General features: G+C 64.1%; 16 protein-coding genes. 1 reads left to right on the top strand and 15 read right to left on the bottom strand.

The window, feature by feature from the left end:
- Positions 1–125: 125 nt before the first annotated feature.
- From oxlT to K307_RS13075, 12 genes are all read right to left on the bottom strand, one after another.
- Positions 126–1,400, bottom strand: coding sequence for an oxalate/formate MFS antiporter (gene oxlT / locus K307_RS13015; protein ID WP_042878719.1), 1,275 nt, complete (start codon positions 1,398–1,400; stop codon positions 126–128).
- 106 nt (positions 1,401–1,506) lie between these two features.
- Positions 1,507–3,087 (bottom strand): gamma-glutamyltransferase family protein, encoded by a 1,581-nt coding sequence (locus K307_RS13020; protein WP_042878720.1) that lies wholly within the window; start codon positions 3,085–3,087, stop codon positions 1,507–1,509.
- Positions 3,088–3,327: 240 nt separating this feature from the next.
- Positions 3,328–4,401, bottom strand: a complete 1,074-nt coding sequence (locus K307_RS13025; protein ID WP_329955855.1) for a GntR family transcriptional regulator — start codon at positions 4,399–4,401, stop codon at positions 3,328–3,330.
- Between the two features lie 26 nt (positions 4,402–4,427).
- Positions 4,428–5,345, bottom strand: a complete 918-nt coding sequence (locus tag K307_RS13035) for a 2OG-Fe(II) oxygenase (protein ID WP_230625649.1) — start codon at positions 5,343–5,345, stop codon at positions 4,428–4,430.
- Positions 5,346–5,361: 16 nt separating this feature from the next.
- The gene (locus K307_RS13040) at positions 5,362–6,018 is read right to left on the bottom strand and encodes a hypothetical protein (protein WP_080745014.1); all 657 of its coding nucleotides are present in this window, start codon (positions 6,016–6,018) and stop codon (positions 5,362–5,364) included.
- Between the two features lie 131 nt (positions 6,019–6,149).
- Positions 6,150–7,526 (bottom strand): cytochrome-c peroxidase, encoded by a 1,377-nt coding sequence (locus K307_RS13045; protein WP_042878726.1) that lies wholly within the window; start codon positions 7,524–7,526, stop codon positions 6,150–6,152.
- Between the two features lie 144 nt (positions 7,527–7,670).
- Positions 7,671–9,947 (bottom strand): alkaline phosphatase family protein, encoded by a 2,277-nt coding sequence (locus K307_RS13050; RefSeq protein ID WP_042878728.1) that lies wholly within the window; start codon positions 9,945–9,947, stop codon positions 7,671–7,673.
- Positions 9,948–10,438: 491 nt separating this feature from the next.
- Entirely contained in the window at positions 10,439–11,248 is an 810-nt protein-coding gene (locus K307_RS13055) for an NAD-dependent epimerase/dehydratase family protein (RefSeq protein ID WP_042878730.1), read from the bottom strand.
- A 105-nt stretch (positions 11,249–11,353) separates the two neighbouring features.
- Positions 11,354–12,646, bottom strand: a complete 1,293-nt coding sequence (locus K307_RS13060) for an MFS transporter (protein ID WP_042878733.1) — start codon at positions 12,644–12,646, stop codon at positions 11,354–11,356.
- 150 nt (positions 12,647–12,796) lie between these two features.
- The gene (locus K307_RS13065; RefSeq protein WP_042878735.1) at positions 12,797–13,738 is read right to left on the bottom strand and encodes an SMP-30/gluconolactonase/LRE family protein; all 942 of its coding nucleotides are present in this window, start codon (positions 13,736–13,738) and stop codon (positions 12,797–12,799) included.
- 37 nt (positions 13,739–13,775) lie between these two features.
- Positions 13,776–15,320: a UxaA family hydrolase gene (locus K307_RS13070; RefSeq protein ID WP_042878738.1), complete on the bottom strand. Its 1,545-nt coding sequence runs from the start codon at positions 15,318–15,320 to the stop codon at positions 13,776–13,778.
- 45 nt (positions 15,321–15,365) lie between these two features.
- A complete protein-coding gene (locus K307_RS13075) occupies positions 15,366–16,394 on the bottom strand; it encodes a Bug family tripartite tricarboxylate transporter substrate binding protein (RefSeq protein ID WP_042878739.1) in 1,029 nt (342 codons plus the stop codon).
- A 259-nt stretch (positions 16,395–16,653) separates the two neighbouring features.
- Here K307_RS13075 and K307_RS13080 point away from each other — a divergent pair, with 259 nt between their 5' ends.
- Positions 16,654–17,535, top strand: coding sequence for a LysR substrate-binding domain-containing protein (locus K307_RS13080; RefSeq protein WP_042878741.1), 882 nt, complete (start codon positions 16,654–16,656; stop codon positions 17,533–17,535).
- Positions 17,536–17,584: 49 nt separating this feature from the next.
- On the opposite strand, the gene K307_RS13085 is transcribed toward K307_RS13080, so the two are convergent.
- From K307_RS13085 to K307_RS13095, 3 genes are all read right to left on the bottom strand, one after another.
- Positions 17,585–18,316, bottom strand: coding sequence for a ribonuclease activity regulator RraA (locus K307_RS13085; protein WP_042878742.1), 732 nt, complete (start codon positions 18,314–18,316; stop codon positions 17,585–17,587).
- A gap of 30 nt (positions 18,317–18,346) precedes the next feature.
- Positions 18,347–19,282, bottom strand: coding sequence for a dihydrodipicolinate synthase family protein (locus K307_RS13090; RefSeq protein ID WP_042878743.1), 936 nt, complete (start codon positions 19,280–19,282; stop codon positions 18,347–18,349).
- A 79-nt stretch (positions 19,283–19,361) separates the two neighbouring features.
- On the bottom strand, positions 19,362–20,147 hold the full coding sequence (locus K307_RS13095; RefSeq protein WP_042877178.1) for an SDR family oxidoreductase: 786 nt from the start codon (positions 20,145–20,147) through the stop codon (positions 19,362–19,364).
- Positions 20,148–20,184 lie beyond the last annotated feature (37 nt).

The raw sequence follows: 20,184 nt of genomic DNA on the forward strand, positions 1-20,184 counted from the left end.
TCTATTTGAGCGCATAGATAAGGTTATATTGTTCTGAACAAATAATATACAGTCCACCAATCGAGACTTGTACGGCGAAAATTTTTGATCGTTATGACAGAGAAATCAGGGTCGCCAGCCAGCTGTTATCTGAGATAACGTCGCCGTGCCGGCTTGAGAACAGCGATCGCCAGTAGTGCTGTCGCAACGTCAAGGGTAATGGCGACACCGAATACCGGCATCCAACTGCCGAGCCTTTCGTGCATCAGGGCAGCGAGCGGCCCGCCCAGGATCGAACCGATGCCCTGGGAGATGTAGAGCCAGCCGTAATTAGTCGTGGCATAGCGCGTGCCGAACGTATCGGTCAGCGTGGAGGGAAAGAGCGAGAAGATCTCGCCCCAGCCGAGGAACACGACGCCGGACAGCAGCACGAACAGCACCGCATTCTCGCGGGTCAGCAGCCACAGCGCCATCGCCACGCCCTCCAGCGCGAAGGCGAAGCACATGGTGTTCTCGCGGCCCCAGCGGTCGGATACCCAGCCGAACAATGGGCGCGTCAGGCCATTGGTGAACCGGTCGAGCGTCAGCGCGAGCGGCAGCGCGGCCATGCCCAGCACGGTCACGCCAGCGACGCCGAAGTCCTTGGCGAACGTGGCCATCTGCGAGGTCACCATCAGCCCGGACGTGGACATCATCGTCATCATGGCGAAGAGCAGCCAGAACAGCGGCGTGCGCAGCATCTGGCGTGTCGGCACATCGGGGACGGCCTTCGCCGGGGCGTGGGTTGCAAGGTGTACCGGCACCACCGCGCCATGCGGCGAACGCAGTCCCTGGGAAGCGAAGAACCCGATCACGGCGAACAGCAGCCCGAACTGCCACAAGGTGGTTTCCAGTCCCTTGCCGGCCAGGGCCGATGCGATCGGGAAGGTGGTGACAATGGCGCCCATGCCGTATCCCGCGGCGACCATGCCGACGGCAAGCCCGCGCCGATCGGGGAACCAGCGCACCATCTGCCCGACCACCCCGACATAGACAATGCCCGTGCCCAGTCCACCCACCACGCCATAGCTCAGGTACAGCAGGCCGACACCCTGCACCTGCGCCGCCAGCACCCAGCTCAAACCCGACAGCACCGTGCCAAGCGCAATCAGCCGGCGTGGCCCGAAGCGTTCGATCAGCGCCCCCTGGAACGGCGAAAAAAAGGTCTGCAGCACGATCAGCAGCGAGAACGTGACCTGCAACTCAGACAGTGGAACCCCCAGCTTGGCGGCAAGCGGTTTCGTGAACAGCGTCCAGACATACTGCGGGCTGGAAATCGCCATCATGCACAGCATGCCAAGCGCGAGCTGTATCCAGCGCTCGCGGGCCGCCGGCAAGGCTACGGCGGTACCTGCTGATGCGTTCTCTGCAACGGTATTCATCGGACTACTCCTTCAAACCAGCTTCGGGGGATCGGACAACGGGAACTGCGTAGAAGACCGGGATCTGCCGCCCGAGGCGCATTGGCAAGCGGCATTCCGGCGCGGATTACCAGGCGGCCACGGCGCCGTCGCTGCGGGGATCGAAGCCACCTTCATAGAGCCCGTTGGGGTGCAGCACGATGGCGCCGGCATGGCCCATGGTTTCGTCGTACGGCTGCAAGAGCTCGATCTCGTGGCCGAGCGCGCGCAAGGCATCGCAGGTCGCCTGCGGAAAGCGCGACTCGAGCTTGAGGGTGTCGCTGGTCTGGCCCCAGGTGCGGCCCAGCAGCCAGCGGGGTGCGTCGATCGCGGCCTGCGGGTTCATACCGAAATGCACGATGCGCGAGAACACCGCGCTCTGCGATTGGGGCTGGCCGTCGCCGCCCATGTTTCCGTAGACCAGCGTGCGGCCGTCGGCCAGGCGCGCCAGGGCCGGGTTCAGCGTGTGGAACGGTTTGCGCCCCGGCATCAGCGGGTTGCGCGCGGCGGGGTCCAGAGAGAAGCTGCAGCCGCGGTTCTGCCAGTTGATGCCGGAGGCAGGCAGCACGACGCCGCTGCCGAACTCGTGATAGATGCTCTGGATAAAGCTGACCGCCACGCCCTCGGCGTCGATCACACCCATCCAGACCGTATCCGCCGGGCCCATGCCCTCCCCCCACGGCAACGCCTGGCCGGGCCGGACCCGCGCGGCGGCGGCATCGAGCCAGGCCGGCGCAAGCAGCTCGCGTGGATCCACGTCCATGTACGCGGGATCGGTGATATGGCGGTCGCGGGCCAGAAAGGCCTGCTTGGTTGCCTCGACGCAGGCATGGACGTAGGGCGCGCCGGTCGATGCCATGGCACTGGCTGGCAGCAGATCGAGCAGGCGGTCAAGTTGGCCCAGGATCTGCAGCGATACCAGCCCCTGGGTGGGCGGTGGCATGTTATAGACGCGGCCGCGCGAGTGCGCCAGCACCAGCGGCGCCTTCCATACCGCGCGGTGTTCGGCGAGGTCCTGCAGGCTGAGCGGACTGCCGACGGCGGCCAGTTCCTGCGCAATGCTGCGGGAAAGGTCGCCCCGGTAGAAATCGTCCAGCCCCGCTTCCGCCAGTTGCTCCAGCGTGGCAGCCAGACGCGGCTGGCAAAAACGCGCACCGGCAAGCGGCGGCACGCCGCCCGCCAGGAAGGTCTCGGCAAACCCGGTTATTCCAGAGAGCTCATGGGCCCTCGCTGCAACGCAGGCCGCCTGGCTATGCGTGACCGGAACGCCGTGGCGGGCATAGCCGATGGCGTCGGCAAGCAGCCGCGACAGCGGCATGCGCCCGCCCAGCGCCTCGCGCGACCAGGTGCGTGCGGCATGCCAGCCTGACACCGTACCGGCCACGGTGTTGGCTGCCATCCCCCCTCGGAACGGGATCGTCGCGAGGCCCGCTTCACGGTAGCGCTCGATGCTGGCAGCCCCTGCGGCCGCGCCGCACGCTTCCAGGCCCCGGGGCGCCTCGTTCGGCCGCGCGATCAGCCAGAAGCTGTCGCCACCGATGCTGTTCATATGGGGATAGGCAACCGCGATCGTGGCGGCCGCCGCGATCATGGCTTCGACGGCGTTTCCGCCTTCGCGCAGGATCGCCAGCGCACTCTGGGAAGCCAGGGCGTGCGGCGCCACCGCCATGCCACGGCTGCCGCGTATCGGGTTCCGATGAACTATCACAATGTGCCCCGTAAATTATGTATACATAAAATTCACGGAACAAAAAGCAAGGCCTGTGCCACGCCATGCCTCGCCACAGGTATGGCGGCAGCCAATGCCGCGCCGGTCAAGGCGTTGCTGGCGATGGCGGGGAATTGTCCCCGGCTGGGGAAGGTAACGGAAGTGGGAAAGATTATGGCGCCGACGGCACCATATCAGGGCTTACCCGAAGCGCCTGCGACGCGGCGGTGCGTCGGTGGAGAGCGGGCGCTCGAGGTTGGTGCGGGCTTGTTCCAGCCGTTCGGTGGTCAGGCGGCTGACCTCGACGCGCCCTTCTTCGATATGGCCGGTCAACAACTCGACCGCGCGCGCGCCGTCACATGCCACCAGCGCAGCCAGGATATTAGCGTGCTCCTCATACGTGAGGGCGATGCGCTCGCCGTAGGCGAAATCGAGCCGCCGGATGATCCGGATGCGGTCCGTCACCTGTTGATGCACCGCGGCTGCCTCCGGGTTGCCCGCAGCACAGACGATGGTCCGGTGGAACGCCTCGTCCAGGTCGGCAACCTGGTTGCCGTCGGTCAGGCGTTCGGCAGGCGGGACTTGCCAGGTGGCTGCCAGCAACGCCAGGCACGAGCGGTCCACCCGCGGCAAGGCCGGCTGCTGGCACAGCCGCAAGGCGGCATGGGTTTCCAACTGGGTGCGCAGGTCATAAAGTGCCTCGAAGCGCGCCAGGTCGATCGGCACCACCTCCCAGCCGTTGCGGAAGTGCCCGCGCACCAGTCCTTCGGACTGCAAGCGCAGCAGCGCCTCACGTACCGGCGTGCGGGAGATGCCGAACCGCTCCGCGACATCGTTCTCGGAAAAGCGGTCGCCAGGCAACAGCCGGAACGCAAAGATGTCGTCCCGCAGGCTGAAGTAAGCACGTTGCGAACGGGACGATTCGCCGGTTATTGCCGCGCTGCCCTGGCGCTCCTGTGCCGCTGGCGGAGAGCCCGGAAAGCCGGAGTCTGCTTGGGGAGCTGAAGAAGGGCCTGGCAAGGGCGTCGAGCGGCGCATCGGACTGACATCGAAATGGGCATCGCTTTGGCGGGCGGCAGAGCGAGACGCGTGGCGTGCGCGAAAGCATACCACCGATTTGCGGGCATCCCGAAGACGTTGAAAACGGGCCGGACAGCACCGGGCGTCGGCCTGTGCCTGCGCGAGCAGGCAGGGGCCATCAAAGAAGCGGACAAGGCGACCAAGGCACTGCTGCCGTTGTTCGATCATGCTTGCGCTGAGCTTGTTGATCGCCATCCTGCAAGTGCGCTCTATCTCGGCCACTAACTGGACACACGATCCTTTCCGCCGGCGGGCACGAAGCGCCGCTGCCGCATCCATTTAGTGACGACCCATTTCTCGCCGGCCTGCACTGGCGCCCCCGCGTGCAGTGTCCTGCCGTCGAGTTGGCCGGCCGCATCGCAGTACTCAAAATACACCGCATTGCCCTTGCGCGGCGAAACCGCGAAGCCGATCTCGGGAAACGTGGTCTCGCCGCCGGCGTCGACATCGTTGAGATACACGACCAGCGTGCTGACCCGTTGCCCGCTGCGCGCCAGCGAAGCCTGGTTGGCCGCGTTGGTCGGCATCAGGAAATCGTAGTGCGGCGTGCTTTGCGCACCCACGCCATAGCGCAGCACCTGCAAGCCTTCGCCGTTCTCCACCGGCAACCGCATCAGCGCGGAGATGCGCTGGTCGAGGCGCGCCACCAGCGCGTTTTCCTGCGGCCGGAAGAACATGCCGTGGCTGGTGCGCTCGTCGCTAACCACCGTAAAACCCGTCGAAGGATCGACGGTAGTTGAGGGTGCCAGCCGCGGCTGCGCCATCGCGACCAGCGCGTCGCATTCGTCATGGCTCAGCACGCCTTCGAGCACCGCGACCGCCGGCTTGTCCATGCGCGACAGCACGCGCACCTCGCGATCGGCGGCGCCGAGCAGCGTGCCTCCCAGTCGCGCCAGGCGCACGCCGGGAGCCGCCGGCTTGCCGCGGGACACCGTGATGCTGTCCCGCGGCAAGGGCGCGCCCTCGCGGTACGCGCGCTCGAAGGCAGTCACCAGCTCGCGCGCGACCAGCGGATCGTAGCCCTGCGAGGCCAAGACCTGCACCATTTTGTCGGGCGCGCCGCCGCGCTGCAGCCCCTGCGTGATCCAGTCGCGCAGCGCGGAAGGGAAGTTGATGATGGCGAGCATGGTCTCTGACATGGCGGGCAGTCTCTGCTCAGCTGAGATCGTCGTTCGGGACCCAGCCATCCGTCGTCAGGCGGAAGCCTTCGCGCAACTGCATCGTCCCGGCCCCCTCGATCACGCGCGCGGCCATCGGGAATGCGCGCAGTGCTTCCGGCATTCGCATCCACGGCGCGGCATCGAGCTTGTAGGTGAACATCACCGCCGTCTGGGTCTTACCATCGAACGTTTGCGGCGGTTCCCAGCCGATCACCTTGTCGAGCGTCAGCTTCGCCACGCATAAGTCGCCCGGATGAGTGACCTTCCCGCCGTCGGGGGTGGGAACCTGGACCGGCTGGCGCAGATAGAATTTCGAGCCCTCCGACGAGAGAGAGTACTGCCGCACCTTCTTCTGCACCGTGCCGTCCCCGTTCTTGACCTCGACCATCGCGTCCTTCGCGGTGACCACGCCGAGCTTTTCGAGCACTGGCATTTGTACCGCGTCGCGCTCGGTGATCGGGCCATCCTTGTACTCGACGTTTACCGGCCAGTCGTACTTCGCCAGGCACAGGTTGCCCTTGTGCGAGAGATAGCTGTTCAGTGCGGCGGCAAAGGTTGCATGATCGGCCTTTGCCGCATGCTCAGCTGGCTTCGCCTTGTTGCATCCGGCCAGTGCCGCGGCAAAGCCCAGCATGCACAGCGCGCGCGCCATGTTCTGTTTCCTGGTCAAGCAGTGCATCATGAAGAGGGTCCATTCAGTTGATCGGGATTGCAGGAGCGGCACCACGCCGCCCCGCCCGGAGTGCGGGCCTGTGCGTTGCCAGCGAGGCGCCGAGGATTGCGTCAATTCACACAGGCGCCACTGGCCGGTGGGTTGGCCGGCGGCTTGTACCCGTCGGTCAGCGTGCCGAGAAAGCACACGAGGTCCTGGACGTCCTGTTCGGACATTGGCGTCGGCGAACCGGGGGCGCGCCCGTCGAGCGGCATCTGCGGGTCGATGTTGCCGACGTAGGCTGCTGGCAGGTCGTTGTATTTCTGGACGGTGCCGCCGACGTACTGGGTCGTGATCAGCCCATAGGTCGGGAAGCTGGCATCTGGCACGGCTTTCGGGGAACCGCCGATGGTCGGATACCAGAGTTCCGGATTGGTGTCTCGCGTGTTGTAGAAGCGTACCAGCTGCGTCAGCGAATGGATCACACCGTTGTGGAAGAACGCCTGGCGCGTCGCCGAATTACGCACCGTCGGCGCCTTGAACATGCCGCAGAACGCATTGGGCGCGCCGGGGGAGGCAGGCAGGTGGTCGGTCCGGAGCGGACCGCAGACACCCATGTCGAAATAGGTCGCCGAGGCGTTCGCCGGAATCTCCAGGTTGCGCGGAACGCCGATCGCCTCATACGAGAAATCGGTGAACAGTGCGCTGCTGCCGTTGAAACCCACACCCTGGTAGTGGCACGAGGCACAGTTGCCCCGGTTCGCGTCGGTGAACACGGCAAGGCCACGCAGCTCGGCAGCCGTCAGTTGCCCACCGGTCTTGTTGCCTGCCCACAAGTCGAACTTGCTACTGTATGGGTGGAAACTCGGGTCCTCCAACTGATACGCCTGCAGCGCAGCGACGATGTTGCTGAACGCGGTGTTCGTGTCGCTGAAGCCATTGTCGCCATACGCCTGCAGATAGAGCGGCGCGTACGAGGCCGCCTTCACCTTCGTGACCACGTCGGCGGGAGAAGCATTGTCCATCTCGACGGGATCGAGCAGAGGCAGCTTTGCCTGGTCGGCGAGCGTGGCCGCACGGCCATCCCACGTCAAGCCGCCGCCCGGCCCGGGCACGCTGATGCCATCCGGATTGTCAAGCAGATCGGAGTACGGTGGCGTGTTGTCCTTGTAACGCAACGACGGTGCCGCGCGCACTCCGGGCGACGTCAGGCCGGGTCCGCCGAGCTGGACGGCGAGACTGTTAGGCGGGCCGTATGCGTAGTTCGGGTCGTGACACGTCGCGCACGACATCTTGCCGGAACCCGACAACGTACGGTCGAAAAAAAGTTTTTTGCCAAGCTGGGCTGCAAGGCTCAGTGCCGGCGAGTCCGGGCGGCCGCTTCCGGAACCGCCAGAGGCGGTCGTCGGGTCGTTGCTACCGGCTGATGCGCTGCCCGCATCGCCGCCGCCGCAGGCGGCCAGTGTCAGCGAAAGCATGCACATGGCAACAGCCAAGAGCTTGCGCATGGTGATTTCCTCTTGCGAAGGTGGAGTGCTGGAACACGAATAACGGCGGCGGCTGGCTCTGCCTGCCGCCGCCGCTTCCCCACGGGCCGATCCTGTGGCACGGCAGTTACTGCCGCCGTGCCGCATCCGCGGGGGCGCTGCGCCTTACTTGATCGCCCAGACGTTGGTCTGATTGCTGTCCGGGCCTACTTGCGCGGTCGTGGTCACGTCGGAAGACTGCTTGGCGGTATAGGTCGCCGGGATCGCGTACGCATGGTTCATCGGACGGACGGAGTCGAAATGCGTATCGGCGCTACCCGCGTACTCCGGCAAGTTCAGGATGTTCCGCGCAATGAACTTCTCGGTGTACTTCGAGCGGTTCATGTACGAGCCATCGACCTGCGGATCGGCGATCTGGAACATGTCCTGCAGCGTGCGCACGAAGGAAAAGTGACTGTAGGCGTCGCTGTCGGCAATGCCCTTGGGCGCGTCCGGCTGGTTGGTCAACACGGCATAGACCGACTCGCCGTGGCCGCGATTGCCAAGCGTGTAGTTGGTAATCGACGAATCGACCGAGAAGGTGCCGTCCGCATTCGGCGTCAACGGCTTGGCCAGCGTCCCGTTTGAAGGATTCCAGCCACAGCATGAATTGAAACCGGAGGTTGCCGTGCCTTCGTCGAACATCAGCACGATGGCGACCTTCTTCTGGCGGTTTTCCCAAAGCGGCGACGCCTGGATCCTGGTCACGAGCTTCTGCACGTAGTTGTCGCCACGGGTAATGATCGCGCTGCCGCTGCAGTCGCTCGCCGTGACCGCGCCGTCAGCTGTCTTCACCGTGATGCCGTGCATGTCGTCGCACTGGTCTGGTATCACGAAGTTCAGGTTGCCGACGTTGCCGCTTTGCAGGTCTGCACCGAGCTGGTCGATCACATAGTTGCTCGGGATCGTGTAGTCGGTGCTGTTCTTCAGCGCAGCGTCCCACTGCCCACCGCCGAGCGTGCGGTTGCTGTACTTCCACTCCGGTGCGCTGCGCACGTTCTGGTACGCCATGCCCGGATGGTGCTTGGTCTTGTACAAGCCCGCCGGCATCGGCAGCACAGCCGTCGAACTGCCGATCTGCGCGGTGTTGCCGTTGAGCGTGCCGGGGGGATAGACATTGTCGGGCGCGGTGACCGCGCTGTCCGCGACGCTGTCGGTGCGGAAGTCCTGGCCCGGGTTCATCGATTCGCTATAGGTGCGCCACGTCATGCCGGCAGCCGCGATCGCGTTGAACAGGTTCGGGTGGCCGACGATGTTGTGGTTCACGTTCGGCGTCGAGGTGCAGGTGGCATTGAACGGCGACTTGGCGAGGCCTGGCTGCGTGTTGTCCGGCATTGGCGTGTCCTGCGGTGCGTTCGCGCCGGTCGCGTTGCAGTTCCACTGGTTGTCGTCCGTGATGCCCCAGTCATCGGCGCCGCCGAGCGCCGTGTAGTTCGGCTCGCTCGGGTTGCCGGTCGCGAAGTAGCTGGTGAACCGGTTTCCGGACGTCAGGAATGCATTGATGTGCGGCGCGTTTGGCGAATTGAGGATCGTCCGCGTGCCTTTGTTTTCCAGCATCACTATGAAGATGCTGTCGTAACGCGGGATGCCCTCGAGGTTGAAGGCGGCCTGTTGCGCCTGCAGGAACGTGATCGGCTTGCGCGTGTCCGCGGTCGTTGCCGTGGCTGCCGTCACATTGCCCATTCCGGTCAGTTCGGGGTCGCCGCCCGCAACGGCCAGCGCATCCGGATAGAGATCACCCCGATCGAACTTCTTCGTCGCGTACGTAAAGCGGTTGACGAGCTGGTTGGCTTCAGTCAGCAGCGCCGACTGCGCCGTCCCCGACGCCGAGCCGATGTCCGCCAGCACCGCATCGATGCTGACGCCGAGGCGCTGGGCCAGGTTGGCCTTCTCAACAGCATAGCTCGTGTCGTTCGCCTCGACGAGGCGCTCCACCTCGCTCGACAACGGGCTGATCACGACACCCCCGCCGATCTGTTCATTCACCTGATCCAGCGAGGCGCGCAGCACCATCCGGCTGGTGACGGCCGCGCCCGTCCCCGTGTTCACGGCCGAGGTACCAATATCGGCGATCAACGAAGTGGGGCCGCTGACGTTCAGCTTGAAGGCGCCATGCGCGTCGGTGGTAGCCGGATTCTCCGCGTTGTCACACTTGCCGTTCTCATTGGCGTCAGCGCAGACCAGGGCGCCCTGATAGTACCCGGGCTTCAGCGTGGGCTCGGTCGCGCTGCCGGGGACGAAGCCGCTGGTCGCGACGACGCCGGCAATGGACTGCGTGCCCTGGCCCGGGGCCGTGCTGGTGACAGCGCTGGTGCCGCCGTCTCCGCCGCATGCCGTCAGCACACAAGCCGATGCGACCGCGGTTAAAACAAGAATACTGCGAGGTGATTGGAACGTTGCCATTCCTGCTCCAGAATGTGGGGACCTGCCATTTTGATCAAGGCGGTCGGAATAATTTGGGGAAAGCGATCTTGGGTGACGCGCGATTAGTATTAGATGAAGACATGACAGATCTGTGTCGAGGTGCTGTTGATATCCAATGATATTATTATAATTTATTACAAGCCGGCTTAAATTATATTCATGTTTATTGATGTATAGACATTAGTAATCAATGCGAATTCAGGTTATGTTTTTGTTTAAGAATGTATTGACGTATGGAGATCGTGCGTGAGCGCGAATTGCGCTGCGGCAGCGGGCGGGCAGCGCTGCAATCCCGCCTCACCATCAACGGGGTGACGGCGGGACTGCGCATTAGCGGCTGAGGCAATGCGCGGTCAGCTCAGTCAGTGCGGGGCATGGCCCGGAGGAGCGGCGCGCAGTTCCCGTTCAAAGATAGCGAGCGCCTCGAGGAAGACACCATGCCGAGGCGATTCTCGCTCAACAGTACGCGTTCAATCGATATCCTCCAGCCGTCCCGTAAATTCGACAAGACAACCAAAACCGCCGTGGAACAGAGCTTCGCGCTCATCCTCATGGACACCGGATTCCAGGACGCTAGCTCCGTATCGCTCCGCATCATCCTCTGGCGCATAGCCAAGGAAGCGTACGTTGGCGTTGTCCCAACGATTTCTGGCATTGGCGGACACGCCATATGCGATAAGGAAGTGGTACTTCGGAGCATCTATCGCCCGGCGCGTCAACTGCACCATGTCTCTATGACTGATCCATGAGAAAAGGTGGCGTTCCACCGTGGGTTGGTCGTCTGGACGGAATGACCCGATACGCAGACACGCCACTGACAGGCCATATTTGTCCGCGTAGAGACGGCCAAGCGCTTCGCCAAAGACCTTGGACACGCCATAGCGGCTGTCCGGTCGCGGCATGACTTCGTCGTCGATCATCCGATCGCGGCGATGAAAGCCAACAGCATGATTCGAGCTGGCAAAAATCACGCGTTTGACGCCAGCCATGCGGGCCGCCTCGAACACGTTGTAGCAGCCTTCAATGTTCAGGCGGCGAATACGGTCCCATGTGTCCTCATCTGGAATGCCGGCCAGGTGAACGACACAATCGATTCCTTGCATCGCTTGTGCAAGCTGTTCGATGTCGGTAATGTCAGCCGTCACGACTTCTTCGCCGGCAGCAGCAGGCGCCTGGGATGCGACATCGGCAAGCCGTATCAGCTCGTAATGCCCTTGCAACCCTTTGCGCAGCGCACGGCCGATGTGACCGGCAGCGCCGGTAATCAAAACCCGCTTCATGTACAACTCCTTAATGGCGTGTGGTCGGCCTGCTTCCGCAAGCAGGCACTTCTGAAGGGAAGGATGGACAGCCGCCATCCTTGCTGAGGCAGCGCTGAACGCCGGCTATGCAGCGGACCTGCTCACCGCCGGTTGGCTCTGTGTGGCCCGGCCATTGATCACGAACACCATGGCCAGTACGCCCACCAGGTCGATCGTTGCGCCAAGCGCGAATGCGCTGCCGTAGCCGCCGAAGTACTGAACCGCGAAGCCGGTTACGGTGGGGCCGATGATGCCGGAGATATTGCCCATGAGGTGCACAAAGCCACTGACGCCGCCCAGATGCTTCCCCGGAACGAGTTCGTGCATCAGGGCCCAGCAAGACTGCGAGGCGGCGGTCAGGAATAGCACTGCAGCCGCAACCAGAGCCACTGCCGTCGCTGTCTGAGTAGCGAAACTCACTACGAGCATGGCGACTGCGGACAAGGCGAGCGGCACGACCGCAGAGAGCTTGCGTGCATTCAGCGGATTCTTCATGCGCTTGTAGATGAAATCGCCCACGAGGCCGCCGCCGAAATAGCCGATTGCGCCGCACGCCCAGGGAATCGTGCTCAGCATGCTCATCTGTTTCAGGTCGAGGTGCAGGGCATTGGTGAAATAGCTCGGCAGCCACGATACGAAAATGAACAGCGTGTAGTTCACGGCAAACAAGCCGGTGCCCAGCGCCAGTACGCTGGGCTTGAACAGATGCTCGCGCAGCGTCGTTCCGCGGTCGCCGTCATCGGCTGGGTGCGCGGCACTGCGGCTCTCTTCGATCAGACGCAATTCATCCGCGCCCACACGGCGGTTCTGTGCCGGGCTATCGGTAACGAAAAGGCGCCAGAATACGATCCAGATCAAGCCAATCAGCGCAATCACGACAAAGGAAATACGCCACCCGAAAGCGATTGCCACCAGTCCCACAATCGGGCCGGCGATGGCACTGCCGAGCGTTTGCCCCGAGAAGGAGAAGCCGATCATCCGGCCGGTTTCACTACGCGGGAACCAATTGGTAATGGTCCGGTTGGTGGTCGAATTCATCGGCCCTTCCCCGAAACCAAATAACGCACGCGTCAGCAGCAGGGTCGTGAAGCCGGTCACGCTGGCGGTGAGTCCACACACCAGTGACCAGCCGCCCATCGCCCAGGAAAAGACGCGTTTGGGCCCATAGCGGTCGGCAAGATGCCCGCCGACAAAGGCAAAGATGGAATAACCAAAAAAGAAGCTGCTAAAGACAATGCCGAGTTCCGACGGGGAAATGTCCAGCTCTTTGCTAATAATCGGGGCAACGACACCCAGCGCTGCGCGATCCATATAGTTGATCATACCGGCCGAAAATAGTAAGCCGGCGACTACGTATCGATATTTCCCAGACATCATTGCCTCCAAAAATTTATACTCTTTCTGACTGCGTTTATGCAGGCAAAGTCCCCGGTATCGGGGGCATCGCCTTGAAGCGGCAAAAAGAGTCCGCCACCACGAATTCATGCTGAAGTGAAGGGGAGCGATTGAGTACGGCAGAACGGAGATTCAGCCTCCGACGGCACCTTGCGTGTTCACATACAAGGCATAGAGCGACTGGCAAGAAGCCATAAAGAGCCGATTGCGCATCGGTCCCCCAAAACAGAGATTTGCACAGCGTTCCGGAAGTGCAATGCGCCCGATCAGTTTCCCCTCGGGCGACACACACATGACGCCGTCCAGATCGTCGCTGCCCATGCCCCAACCACACCAGAGGTTTCCGTGAATATCGCAGCGCATCCCGTCGATAGTTCCTGCGCCAGCATCGAGCAGGATCCTTCCGTTAGCGATACGCGTGCCGCCATCGACGACGTCATAGGCCCAAATCTTGCGCCCTGGCGTTCCTCGCGATTCGATCACGTACAAGATGCGCTCATCGGCGGAGAAGCACAGGCCGTTGGGCCCCTTCAGCTCCGTAGTCATCACGGTCGGCAAGCCCGACCCAGCATCGATCCGGTAGACCGAATGCGGCAGTTCCGGGATCGCGGCGCGACCTTCGTAATTGCCCTGTATTCCCATGGGCGGATCGGTGAACCAGACGGAGCCGTCGGATTTGACGACGACGTCGTTGGGCGAATTGAGGCGCTTTCCCTCAAAGCTGTCGATCAGCACCGTGAGGCTGCCGTCATATTCGGTGCGCACAACGCGGCGCCCGCCGTGTTCGCACGTGATCAACCGCCCTTGCCGGTCGCGCGTGTTGCCATTGGCGTAGCCGGACGGTTGCCGGTACACGCTGACCGCGCCAGTCTCCTCTTCCCACTTCAACATACGGTTATTCGGAATGTCGCTCCACAATAGAAAGCGGCCATCGCCGAACCAGACTGGTCCTTCCGCCCAGCGGAATCCAGTTGCGATCTGCTCCACGGCGGCGTAGGCGATCCGGTATTTCTCGAACTCCGGATCCAGCACCTGGATGCGAGGATCGGGGTATCGTGCACTTGGTTGCCACATGACTACTTTCCTTCTGGCTGTTCCCGTATACCGGAAATCAGCTCATGATGCCGATATGCCAGGGCACGAATTCGTTGTCCCCGAGCCCTAGCAGTTCGCTCTTCGACGCCTTGCCCGAAGCGGTACGCAGCATCAGTTGGAAGATCTCTTCGCCAACCTGCTCAATGGTTTTCTCGCCGTCGAGAATCGTGCCGCAGTTCAGGTCCATGTCTTCCTCCAGCCGGCGATACATCGGCGAATTCGTGGCCAGCTTGAGGCTGGGAACAGGCTTGGCGCCGAACATCGAGCCGCGTCCGGTGGTAAAGGCGATCAGGTTGGCGCCGCCGGCGATCTGGCCGGTAGCCGAGACCGGGTCGTAGCCCGGCGTGTCCATGAATACAAGCCCGTGCTGCGTGACCGCCTCGGCGTAACGGTACACCTCCATGAGCGGACCTGTACCGCCCTTCATCGATGACCCCAGTGACTTTTCGAAGATGTTTGCGAGGCCGCCCATCTGGTTGCCTGGGCTGACGGCGCCGTTGATCTGCACGTCACGTCCGACGGAATAGTCCTCCTTCCACCAGCGCACGCGTTCCAGCAGTTTCTCGCCGACGGCGCGGCTGGCGGCACGGCGCGTCAGCGTGTGCTCCACCCCATAGATTTCCGGCGTCTCCGACAGGATGGCGGTGCCGCCGTGGCGCACCAGCAGATCCACGGCCGCGCCCAGCGCCGGATTGGCGGTGATGGACGAGAACCCGTCCGAGCCGCCGCACTGCAGGCCCACGGTCAGGTGGCTGGCCGGCACCGGACGGCGCTCCACGCGATTGACCAGCGGCAGCAATTCCGTGACCGCGGCAATGCCGGCCTCAATGGTCTTGCGCGTGCCGCCGCTTTCCTGCATGACGAAGGTACGCAGCAAGGGGCCAGGTTCCAGAAACTGCGTGTCGAGCAGGCCGTTGAGCTGGTTGCGTTCGCAGCCCAGCCCCACGATCAGCGCGGCGCCCAGGTTGGCGTGGCGCGCATAGCCGGCCATGGTCCGGCGCAGCAGATCCATCGGCTCGCCGGTCATCTCCATGCCGCAGCCCAGCGAGTGACTGAACGCCACCACGCCATCGACGTTGGGGAAGTCTGCCAGCCGATCCGGCGTGAACCACTCCGCGATCTTGCGTACGACGGTGGCCGAGCAATTCACCGTGGAGAGGATGCCGAGATAGTTGCGCGTGCCCACCCGGCCGTCGGCGCGCACGATACCGTCGAAGCTCGCCTGCCGGCCGGCTTCGACCGGGACCACGGGCTGGTAGTCTCGGCCGAAGGCGTAGTCCCGCTCGTACTCCTGGAAGCTGACGTTGTGCGAATGCACGTAGCTGCCCGGCTGGATGTCGGCCGCGGCAAAGCCGATGCAGACGTTGTACTTCAGGATCGGCTCACCAGCCTTGATAAAGCGGGCGGCGATCTTGTGGCCGGCGGGCACCTGGCTGCGCACGCCCCAGGTTTCCCCCGGCACTTGCGCGCCGATGGCCACGTTCATACGGGCTACCAACACGTTGTCCGCAGGATGCAGGCGGATGCAAGGTCCGATGATGCTCTTATTCTGGGTTTCCATACTTCGTTTCCTGGATTGCGGATTCGGATAAAGGTCAGGCGGCGCTCACTCGGGCTGGATGCCGGCGCTCTTCACCACGCTGGCCCACTTGGGGACTTCGGTGGCCATGAACTTGCCAAAATTTTCGGGACTGGTGCCGAGGATAGTGAGGCCCTGCTCGGCGAACTTGGCGCGCAGCCCCGGATCCTTCAGGGCTACGCTGACTTCGTCGCTGATCTTGCTGGCGATGGCCTTGGGCGTCCTGGCAGGCACGAACAGGCCATACCAGGTCAGCACCTCGAAGCGGTTCAGCCCCGCCTCCGACAGCGTCGGCACCAGCGGCAGCGCCTGGGCGCGCGCGAGACTGGACACTGCGATTGCCTTGAGCTTGCCGCTCTTGATGAACGGCGCAGCCACCGGCACGTTGGCAAACATCACCGGCACTGTGCCCGCCATCACGTCGGTCAGCGCCGCCGACTCACCCTTGTAAGGCACGTGCGTCAGGCTGATGCCACTCATCGAATCGAACAGCGCACCGGCAATGTGCTGCGGGCCGCCAGGGCCCGACGAGGCATAGCTGCTCAGCTTGCCGGCGCGCGCGAGCGCGATCACGTCCTGCGCCGTACTGGCCGGCACCGACGGATGCACCACCATCACCAGCGGCATCGACACCACTTGCGTCACCGGCATGAAGTCTTTTAGCGGATCGAAGGGCAGCTTTGCATACATGCTCGGCGCGATGACCATGGTCGACTGCGACGCCAGCATGATCGAATACCCGTCGGCGGCCGACTGGGCCAGGTTGGCCGCGGCAATGGTGCCGGTGGCGCCGGGCCGGTTATCGACGATCACAGTCTGGCCCGTTTGCCTGGCGAGCTGGGTGCCGAGCTGGCGGGCCACGATGTCGGCGCCGCCGCCGGGGGCGAAGCCCACCACGATGCGGATAGTCTTGGTCGGATAGGCGTCGGCCGCGCCTGAAGGCGAGGCGCAGAGTGTCGCGACGATACCGGCAATCGCTCCGCAAAGCACAATGCGGCGGCGGCGCTCATCGTTGAGCCGGCGGCTGAAGGGCGTGATTGGGGGCGTGGTTGGCATGGCTGTCTCCTGGTTGTTATGTCCTGCTTTCGGCACCGGTGCATCGCGGCTCTTTGTCCACGGATGGGCCGGTGGTCGTGTTATCGGTTCAGGCCGCCAGCAGTTGCGCGTCCGGCATCACAAAGCCCAGTGTGCGTCCAGCGACTGCGCCAGTGACATCTCCTGGGGAATCCTGATTTGATTTGAGACAAATTTTAGGAACTGGCAGAATACAAAAACAGCATTGACCGCCTTCTTCAATCAATAGAATTTTTTTGTTATGGACACCCGCTACCTGCAGAGCTTCGTCGCCGTGGTCGAGTACGGTTCCTTCGCCGAAGCCGCGCGTCGCCTGGGCCTCACGGCAGCCGCAATTGCGGCGCGGGTCCAGGCGCTGGAGGACGCGCTGGATACCCCGCTGGTTCAGCGCGCGGGCCGCACGGTGCTGCCGACCCAGGGTGGCTTGCGGATCCTGCCCAAGGCGCGCGCGGTGGTGCGCGACGTGCGCGACCTGAGCGCGGTGGCGCATGACGACACCCTGGTGGGAGAACTGCGGCTGGGCGTGTCGACTTCCTCGTTGACCGGCCTGTTGCCGCCGATACTGGAAGGGCTCTATACGGCGCATCCGCAGCTGAAGATTTTCGTGGAGCCAGGCGCATCTTCACACCTGTACCGGCGCATCGTCTCGGGTGAGCTGGACGCTGGCATCATCGTGGCACCGCAGTTCACGATTCCCAAGGCGTTCGCCTGGCAAGTGCTGGTGGAAGAGCCGTTCATCGTGCTGGCATCGCAGGCCATGGCCGGCCGCAGCGCGCATGACCTGCTCGCCGGCGAGCCGTTCATTCGCTATGACCGCGGCGTGTGGGGGGGCATGGTGGCAGACCGCTACTTGCAGGAGCACAACATCGTGCCGCAGGAACGATTGGAGATCGATGCGCTCAATGCCATCGCCACCCTGGTCCACCAGGGCATCGGCGTCTCGCTGGTGCCAGACTGGACGCCGCCGTGGCCCGAGGGCCTGAACGTGGCGCGGATCCCGCTGCCCGGGTGGGCGCCGGTGCGCAAGGTGGGGTTCCTGTGGTCGCCACACGGAGCGCACGCCGCACTGTCGCAGGCATTCCTGGAGTTCGGCATGGCCTCGCGACGTGCACGGGGAAGCTGACCGCGCGCCCCCGCCATTCGGCGCGGGCGCGCGTTGGCGCCTGGAGCGTTTAGCGGTCCGCGCCTTCGCCTTCCGTCCAGGCCTTGTACCGCGCCTTGTTCTCATCGTTGGGCGGATACAAGCCGGGCAACGGCATGCCGCGCTCCACTTCCTGCATGATCCAGCCCTCCAGGCGCTCCTGTTCCACTGAGGCAGCAATCACTTCGTCAAGCATGGCGGCGGGAATCAGCACCGCGCCGTCCTGGTCCACCACGATGACATCGTTGGGGAACACCGCAACGCCGCCGCAGTCGATGGGTTCCTGCCAGCCGACGAAGGTGAGACCGGCGACCGAAGCTGGTGCCGCTGTGCCCTGGCACCACACCGGCAATCCCGTGCCCAGCACCCCAGCCACATCGCGCACCACACCGTCGGTCACCAGCCCGGCCACGCCGCGCTTGCGCAGGCGCGCGCACAGGATATCGCCGAAGATGCCGGCATCGGTCACACCGAGCGCGCCCACCACCGCAATGCAGCCGGCCGGCATGTCCTCGATGGCCGCGCGCGTGGAAATCGGCGAGCCCCAGGAGGCCGGCGTCGCCAGATCTTCGCGAGCGGGCACGAAGCGCAGGGTGAAAGCGCGGCCGACCAGGCGCGGCTGACCGGGTGCCAGCGGCTGCGTGCCGCGCAGCCAAACGTTGCGCAGGCCATGCTTGAGCAGCACGGTGGTCAGGGTTGCGGTGGTCACGCCTTGCAGAGCCTTGATCACACTTTCGTCGAGGGGAAGCGATTCGGTCGCCATGATGTTTCCTTGTTGCATTTGGTTTGGGGTTTAATCTGCCAGTGCCGCGCGCGGGTCATGCCTCGCCAGACGCCGCAGCAGGTGGTCCACCTCGTGGCGGGCCGTGGGCGACATGACGGCCGCCGGCTTGCGCTGCGCCGCCGAGGTGAGGATCCCGCGGCGCATCATCACGTACTTGCGCACGGCCAGGCCGGCGCCGGGCTGCTGCTCGTAGCGCAGCAGCGGCAGGTGCGCGTCAAAGAGATCGTGCGCGGCCTCGCGCTCGCCCTGGGCCGACAAGCGCACCATGTCGCAGAGCATATCCGGGAAGGAGTAGCCGGTATTGGCGCCATCGGCGCCGCGCTCCATTTCGTAGTCGAGGAACAGCCCGTTGTTCCCGCACAGGATGGCGATGTGCCGCATCGATGCTTCCTTCTCGAAGGCGCGCAGGGTGGAGATCTTTTCCAGGCCGGGCCAGTCTTCGTGCTTGAGCATGACGCACGAGGGCAACTCGCCGACGATGCGGTGGATCACGCCGGGCGTCATCTGCACCGAGAATGTCAGCGGATAGTCCTGCAGCACGAACGGCACGTCGGCGCCGATCGCGTCTACCGCCTGCCGGTAGTAGCCGACGATCTGGTCGTCGGTGCGCAGCGTGTTGGGCGGCGCGATCATGACGCCGGCCGCACCCAGGTCCATCACCTCGCGCGTCAGCGCGCGCATGGCGGCGAAACCCGGCGCCGAGACCCCGACCACCACCGGCAGCCCGCCCGCGCGCCGGATCATGCGCGCGGCCACGTCGATCGACTCGGCGTGCTCGAGCTTGGGCGCTTCGCCGAGCTGGCCCAGCACGGTCACGCCAGTCGCGCCGCAGCCGAGATAGAAGTCCATCAAACGATCGATCGAACTCACGTCGATCGATCCGTCGTCCAGGAATGGCGTGGGCGCGATGGGGAAGACGCCCTTGGCGTCAGCGGTCAGCAGCATCTTTGGTTCTCCGACGATGGCAGGTGATGGGGCGGGTTCGGTCTTGCCGAGGCGCGGGCGGCAGTCGCGCGCCTCAGCCTCAGATGCTCTGGATGAGGCCGCCGTCGACACGGATGGTGGAGCCGGTGATATAGCCGGCGCGGTCGCTGGCCAGGAATGTCACCGCATCGGCATATTCCTCCGGGCGGCCGTAGCGGCCCACCGCGATGGCGGCGGTGCTTTCGGCCGACACCTCCTCCACCGGGCGCTGCTCGCGGCCGGCCTTGGCTTGATCCAGGAAGCGGATGCGGTCGGTGGCGATGCGCCCCGGCAGCACGATATTGACCGTCACGCCGTCTCGGCCGACTTCACGCGCCAGGGTCTTGGACCAGCCCACCAGGGACAGGCGCAGCGCATTGGAAATGCCCAGGTTCGGAATCGGCGCGACCACGCCGGACGAGGTACTGGTGACGATGCGCCCCCACTGCCTGGCCCGCATGCCGGGCAGCACCCGGTCGGTAATCGCGATCACCGACAGCACCATGCTTTCGAAGTGCTTGCGCCACAGTGCCGTTTCCTGGCCGAACGCGGTGGTGGGCGGCGGGCCGCCGGTATTGTTGACCAGGATATCGACCTGGCCAAACTGGGCCTCGATGGCGGCGACATGGGTCTCGATCGACGCCAGATCCGCCAGATCCCAGGTGCGCGCAAGCGCCGTGCCCCCCTTGGCGGCGATCGTAGCCGCGGTGCGGCTTGCCGCTTCCTCATTGACATCGGCGACCACGACCTTCGCACCCTCCGCCGCCAGCGCCAGCGCGATGGCGCTGCCCAGGCCGCCGCCGCCGCCCAGCACCAGCGCTACCTTGCCTTCGATTCCTAGTTGCATGAATACCTCGCTTGAATAACTTGAAACGCCTGGATTG

The organism is Cupriavidus necator A5-1 (assembly GCF_000744095.1).
In the GTDB taxonomy this organism is placed as follows: Bacteria; Pseudomonadota; Gammaproteobacteria; order Burkholderiales; family Burkholderiaceae; genus Cupriavidus; species Cupriavidus necator_A.

Coding starts and splice junctions, on each gene's coding strand:
- oxlT (WP_042878719.1), bottom strand. CDS start 1,400: ATGAATACCGTTGCAGAGAACGCATCAGCAGGTACCGCCGTAGCCTTG.
- K307_RS13020 (WP_042878720.1), bottom strand. CDS start 3,087: ATGGCGGTGGCGCCGCACGCCCTGGCTTCCCAGAGTGCGCTGGCGATC.
- K307_RS13025 (WP_329955855.1), bottom strand. CDS start 4,401: ATGGCGATCAACAAGCTCAGCGCAAGCATGATCGAACAACGGCAGCAG.
- K307_RS13035 (WP_230625649.1), bottom strand. CDS start 5,345: ATGTCAGAGACCATGCTCGCCATCATCAACTTCCCTTCCGCGCTGCGC.
- K307_RS13040 (WP_080745014.1), bottom strand. CDS start 6,018: ATGGCGCGCGCGCTGTGCATGCTGGGCTTTGCCGCGGCACTGGCCGGA.
- K307_RS13045 (WP_042878726.1), bottom strand. CDS start 7,526: ATGCGCAAGCTCTTGGCTGTTGCCATGTGCATGCTTTCGCTGACACTG.
- K307_RS13050 (WP_042878728.1), bottom strand. CDS start 9,947: ATGGCAACGTTCCAATCACCTCGCAGTATTCTTGTTTTAACCGCGGTC.
- K307_RS13055 (WP_042878730.1), bottom strand. CDS start 11,248: ATGAAGCGGGTTTTGATTACCGGCGCTGCCGGTCACATCGGCCGTGCG.
- K307_RS13060 (WP_042878733.1), bottom strand. CDS start 12,646: ATGATGTCTGGGAAATATCGATACGTAGTCGCCGGCTTACTATTTTCG.
- K307_RS13065 (WP_042878735.1), bottom strand. CDS start 13,738: ATGTGGCAACCAAGTGCACGATACCCCGATCCTCGCATCCAGGTGCTG.
- K307_RS13070 (WP_042878738.1), bottom strand. CDS start 15,320: ATGGAAACCCAGAATAAGAGCATCATCGGACCTTGCATCCGCCTGCAT.
- K307_RS13075 (WP_042878739.1), bottom strand. CDS start 16,394: ATGCCAACCACGCCCCCAATCACGCCCTTCAGCCGCCGGCTCAACGAT.
- K307_RS13080 (WP_042878741.1), top strand. CDS start 16,654: ATGGACACCCGCTACCTGCAGAGCTTCGTCGCCGTGGTCGAGTACGGT.
- K307_RS13085 (WP_042878742.1), bottom strand. CDS start 18,316: ATGGCGACCGAATCGCTTCCCCTCGACGAAAGTGTGATCAAGGCTCTG.
- K307_RS13090 (WP_042878743.1), bottom strand. CDS start 19,282: ATGCTGCTGACCGCTGACGCCAAGGGCGTCTTCCCCATCGCGCCCACG.
- K307_RS13095 (WP_042877178.1), bottom strand. CDS start 20,147: ATGCAACTAGGAATCGAAGGCAAGGTAGCGCTGGTGCTGGGCGGCGGC.